Source organism: Brasilonema bromeliae SPC951, from assembly GCF_012912135.1.
GTDB classification, from domain to species: domain Bacteria; phylum Cyanobacteriota; class Cyanobacteriia; order Cyanobacteriales; family Nostocaceae; genus Brasilonema; species Brasilonema bromeliae.
Genome location: NZ_QMEB01000331.1, coordinates 1 through 5204 on the forward strand (window position 1 = coordinate 1; position 5204 = coordinate 5204).

General features: G+C 42.4%; 6 protein-coding genes, 1 other RNA gene and 1 pseudogene. 2 read left to right on the forward strand and 6 right to left on the reverse strand.

What is annotated here, in order from left to right; all coding sequences use genetic code 11:
- Positions 1–1020: a helix-turn-helix domain-containing protein gene (locus tag DP116_RS26795; RefSeq protein WP_169158033.1), complete on the reverse strand. Its 1020-nt coding sequence runs from the start codon at positions 1018–1020 to the stop codon at positions 1–3.
- Positions 1021–1452: 432 nt separating this feature from the next.
- On the opposite strand from DP116_RS26795, the gene DP116_RS26800 reads away from it, so the two are divergent.
- Both DP116_RS26800 and DP116_RS26805 read left to right on the forward strand, forming a co-directional pair.
- On the forward strand, positions 1453–2016 hold the full coding sequence (locus DP116_RS26800) for a hypothetical protein (RefSeq protein WP_169158034.1): 564 nt from the start codon (positions 1453–1455) through the stop codon (positions 2014–2016).
- Positions 2017–2200: 184 nt separating this feature from the next.
- Complete coding sequence (locus tag DP116_RS26805; RefSeq protein WP_169158035.1) at positions 2201–3121, forward strand: SBBP repeat-containing protein; 921 nt, start codon at positions 2201–2203, stop codon at positions 3119–3121.
- 155 nt (positions 3122–3276) lie between these two features.
- On the opposite strand, the gene queF is transcribed toward DP116_RS26805, so the two are convergent.
- The 5 genes and pseudogenes from queF to DP116_RS26830 all read right to left on the reverse strand — a co-directional run bounded on the left by queF (position 3277) and on the right by DP116_RS26830 (position 5158).
- Entirely contained in the window at positions 3277–3654 is a 378-nt protein-coding gene (gene queF, locus DP116_RS26810) for a preQ(1) synthase (protein ID WP_169158036.1), read from the reverse strand.
- A gap of 130 nt (positions 3655–3784) precedes the next feature.
- Positions 3785–4189 carry a hypothetical protein gene (locus tag DP116_RS26815; protein WP_169158037.1) on the reverse strand — a complete coding sequence of 135 codons (405 nt, stop codon included), beginning with the start codon at positions 4187–4189 and terminating at the stop codon, positions 3785–3787.
- A 153-nt stretch (positions 4190–4342) separates the two neighbouring features.
- A complete protein-coding gene (locus DP116_RS26820) occupies positions 4343–4732 on the reverse strand; it encodes a phasin family protein (RefSeq protein ID WP_169158038.1) in 390 nt (129 codons plus the stop codon).
- 25 nt (positions 4733–4757) lie between these two features.
- An RNA gene (ffs, locus tag DP116_RS26825) (signal recognition particle sRNA small type) lies at positions 4758–4854 on the reverse strand.
- Between the two features lie 35 nt (positions 4855–4889).
- Positions 4890–5158: pseudogene (locus tag DP116_RS26830) on the reverse strand (YciI family protein).
- Positions 5159–5204: the final 46 nt, after the last annotated feature.

Here is a 5204-nt window from a genome sequence, read left to right on the forward strand (position 1 = left end):
CTAATGCTGTGCAAAGCCAGATGTGGAGTGCTTTGCAAATTCCCGGACATGTCTATTATAAAAAGCAATCAATTCTTGCCATTCTTCATCTGAACCCTCAAAAGAGCCAATTTGGGCAAAAATCTTGCGTCCTTGTGCATAATTTAGACCCCTCAGTTCCAGAACCTGCACAGGATAGGGACTACGATCCAGTTCTTTTGGCTTCTCGCGGCTAGTGAGCAATAAACAACTTTGATGGGGAACTTGTGCGATCGCCCTCAGCAGTTGACCATACTCCTCATAACCCTGGCGATACTGTCCCGCGCTAACCCCACCTTGCAGCACAGTTTCCATATTATCAACTATCAGCAGACAGCGTTCCGATTGCAGATACTGCAACACCAGTCTCAGTTGCTCATCCACAGTCTCAGGTAAACGAGTTTCTTGTTGCTTAGATAAAAACTTAATCCAGTCAGTCAGGATAGTTGTCAGAGGTGGAGCGTTGAGTAAAGAGCGCCAGATAATATAAGTAAACTCATGCCCAATGCTGCGAGCTAACTTTAGGGAAAGGTCTGTTTTGCCAATACCACCTTTACCCAAGCAAACGGACAGTTTAGTTTTACCAATCCCACCAAAACCAATAATACCAACCAGTCGGCAGCGTTCCTTAAGAATCCATTGCTCAAGAAGTTGCAGTTCTTCTTCACGTCCAAAGAACACTGAGACATCCGGTGCTGTTTCCCAGTCTTGGTTATCTGTTGATTGCTGCGCTGAGGTGTTCTCTATTCGCCGCCGTTCCAAAGCTGCTTTAAAGTTTTTTTTAGTGACTTTTTCCCCTAGCGCCTTTGATAGGGATTTCCATAAATCAGAACCTGCATCTTTGAGAGTTTTCTCAGACCATGAAAACCTCTGTGCCATCTGCTCATAGGTTTGATTCTCCCAAGAGGCTGACAGTATTAATTTTTCCTGATCCCTCAAATGCTTCCCTGTATAAGCAAATATGGCAGCGTCTGCAACAGCCAGCGCTTCCTCAATATTCATGATTTCAAGTGGTTACAGAATACTTCCACCAGCATTTTACGGGAAAGTCAGTAGATATCCGACTTTTTCCGACTTTCTTCCAATTCTGTTCCGACTTTTTCGCACTGACATATCTCAGCAGACCTGAGAGTATAGCTTTGCAAGCAAAGATTCAGATTGATTCTGATAGCGAAAACAGGTTGTTTGATGTCCGCTTAGTTTTTACTATAAGCAGGCAGTTTGTGGTATTGACTTACTTGTTTTGCTGACTTTTAATAACATTTTCGCTAAGAAAAAAGCGTAATCGGAAACTCAAACCCCCCTATTGCATAAAAGTGCAATCAATTTGTTATAAACTTGCAACTTCGTTATTACAAAAGGATAGAAAATTATTTCATCTACTGTTTTACTGTTTTGAGCAAACTTAATTAAGTTCAGAAAAGGTCTATCAATATGCACAAAATTATAGCCTTCGGATTCATTGCGTTGAATACACTCCTTTTACTGCCCTTACCAACACAAGCCCAAAATACGTTTAATTTAAGTGGAGAATGGATTTCAGCTGGAGAATCGGTCACGGGTAACAGTGCTGGATGTGTAAAATACCAAGGCGGTACTTATACTACCAACGGCATACAATATGGTGCTACTTATGAAGCTCCTACGAGAATAACACAGTCAGGAAATCAACTAATATTCAATAATGACAACATCTCTAATTCATTGGGAAATTTTACGCGAGTAACGAGAGGAACGGTAACTGGTAATCAAGTTAGAATTGAGAGTACTGACAGTCCTGCTAGTTTTAACTTTGTATTTCAAGGAAAAATCAATGAAAATGGAAATGTAATCACAGGTTTATCGACCTGTAGTTATCGAGGTGGTTCCGCAACATATACTAGCTTTGTTGTTTATTATAGAAAAACTTTTTGTAGTGCTCAGCCCATCAGCATAACGGAATTACGCTCACTTCAGGCACAGAAGCCCAGTTTACAGCAAACGTCACGCCTTAGCTAGAAATCATGAAATTTGAGGGATTACCCAATTGGCTTGGCTCCCCCACAAAATTGATACCATACCAATCCTAAATCATTCGTCAACAAAAAGATTCCCGACTTCGCAGAAGTTGTCGGGAATCTAAGCCTTAAGACATGACGAATAGGATATCTGAATAAAAAATTTGTAACCAGGAGAAAAATCAATGAAAGCTCAATGGAAATGGCACAGATTATTCTTGGGCAGTTTGATTGCAACTACAATAACTACAAGTTTATTTGACACCAATTCCTACCGTGCTACTGCCAATAGTCAGCAGAAACTCAGCAATCCTCAAGGACTATCTCAATTTCAAACTATCGGTTTGAAAAAAAATAGTGGTTTGTCTACACTTGTCAAGCCAAATGTTCATAGATTCAGCAGCAAAAAGACTCTCATTTCCGCTGGTGAGCGATCGCCCCTTGTTACAGGTTGGATCAGACAATTTGGGATTTCCGGTGATGACCTTTCTGAAAAGATAAGTATAGATAAAGCTGGTAATGTTTATGTTGTAGGAGGTACATCTGGCTCTTTAGGAGGAGCCAATGCTGGGAATTATGATGCTTTTGTGACGAAGTATGACAACAGAGGTAACCGACTATGGATAAGACAGTTCGGGACTTTGGGTTTTGACGTAGCTTCTGATGTAGCTGTCGATAATGCTGGCAACGTTTATGTTTCGGGGGCAACTAATGGCTCTCTTGTCACTTCTAGAAGTATTAGCGGTGCTAATCCATCCTTCTTCACTACATCTAATACTGTTGCCTTTGTGACGAAGTATGACAGCAATGGTAACCAGTTGTGGATACAAAAGTTGGGAGCGGCTGGTACTATTTCAGATATTTCTGGTTTCACCAACGGATCTTTGGGAGGAACGAATGCTGGGAGTTACGACGCTTGGATAGGAAAGTACGATAGGAATGGGCAGCTGTTATGGACACAACGATTAGGTACTCCTGCCGAAGACAAAGCTTTTGGCATAGCTGTCCAAGGCAATGATATCTATGTTACAGGAGAGACTGCAGGAGCATTGGGTGCAGCTAATGCAGGCAGTTATGATGCTTGGCTAGGGAAATTCACTTTTTAGCCATATTTGAAATTAAAACCAAAACTAGGTACAGGGGCGACTTTTCTCCTGTACCAACTAGAAGTAAATCAGTAAATTCACAAAAAAAGTCCATTGAAGTGGCTAAAGGCAGTCAGGATACTGGACATGGGAATGTCAGCAGCGCTATCAGATTTCTACGCGTTCTTCTGATGTCGCACTTCAACCACCGTATGCACATTACCGCGAGGTGTGAAATCTGCCTTAACAGTAACTTCCATTGGATCACAGGCAGCAACAAAATCATCTAGGATTTGATTGGCAGTTTCTTCGTGGGAAATATAGCGATCGCGATAGTTATTAATATATAGTTTTAGCGCCTTCAATTCCACGACTCGCTCATTAGGGATGTAGCTAATGTGAATCGTGGCAAAGTCAGGATAGCCAGAAAACGGGCATTTACACGTAAATTCCGGCAGAGTAATGTCAATATTGTATCGCCTTCCAACACGCGGATTGGGAAATGTGATTAGTTGCCCTTCCGCAATGTTGCGTTCTCCATATTTCATTTCCATAGTCAAGAGTCAAAAATCAAGAGTCAAGAGGAGACAGCGCTGCAGGAGGGTTTCCCTCCGTAGGCGACTGGCGTTCAACAGTCAACAGTCAAAATTTTTTCTTTTCAACTTTGGACTATTGACTAACTCATCATAACTCTTCCTGTTCCCAGTCTGGGCAATTTTCATCTTCCCAACCGTAGGGATGCATACCACAAACTAATAGATTTCCACTATACACTTGACCGTGGTAATGACGACAACCGATGCAAGCGGGATTTTTTTCTTGACAGGGTTCAACAGGATAAGGAAAACCCAGGTCGATATCATCTACGACAATGTCTTCCAGTTCACTATAAATTTCCAAAATTGGATCAGTCAGTTCCTGTAAATACTGATCTAACTCGGTGGCTATAGTATTTTGTACTTGCTCGCTAATCTCTTCTGTGATCTCAAAAAGGGAGTCTATCATCTCCGTCATGCCCACGAAGAAGCGTTCTACTTCATCAGCCACTATTTCTATCATGTCCCAAAACTCTTCTTGCCACTTTTCCATAAACCCGACGTCCTTACAAGTTAGTTACTGGACGCTTAATGCTACATGGCTGGGAGCATTTTTGTACATCCTAAGGACTATGTTTTTATAAAAATTTTACATTGTCAAGAAATATTTCAGCTTCATGCTGAAACACTCCTGCCAGCCTTCCAACTACTTATCGCGTTGTAACCTACGTAGTTCTTCCTGCATTTGTCTGACTTGATCGCGTAGTTTATCAACATTCTCAGTAGGTTGAGTGACTTTTACAGTAGTTGGCTCTTCGTCTTCCTCTAGAATCTCAATGCGACGCGGTTCAGAAGGAGATGTTTGACGAGCTGTTGTATCAGATGTGGGTGCGCTTTGGGCTTGCTTCATCATATCTTCTACAAAGCGGCGGGCTTCGTCTGTTGTCATTTCGCCCCGCGCAACCATTTCATCTGCCAGCTTTTGGACTTGCGATCGCAGTTCGGTTATTGTCCCCCCTGCTTTTTCTCCCGCGTAAGAAGCCAACCCGACACCTAGGTAAAAAGCTTTTTTTACAATATCTCCAAAACCGGGCATTGCTGCTTTTGCGCTCCTAAAATGGGGCGACCCGGAGACTACGCCTGCTATAAGCATCCCGTATTGCTGCTACCTTCCGGTCCTGACAAGATTTGGGCGTTACAGCCGCGTAGATCCGAGTCTGTAAACAGCATAGCATTAATTTTTCGATTGTGTGTCATTCCACGACAATTTTCCACTCAAAAAGCTGATAATTCACACAATCATTTTGTACCAATGGATCAAGAGCTACGATAGTTTGTGCTTCTTCCATTGAGGCTGCCTCAAACAGCATCATACCGCCACCTTTTTGCGCCCAGTAGCCAGTTTTCGCTTTGTGTCCTTTGGCAATCAATTCCTGAACGCATACGCTTGATGGGCACTTACATATTGATCAAACGTGGACTTCTCAACTTTGCCTTCTTCTATCTTCACAAACCAGGGCATTGCTTTTTACCAAAACTAGGGGTGTAAGGGTGTGAGGGTGTAGGGG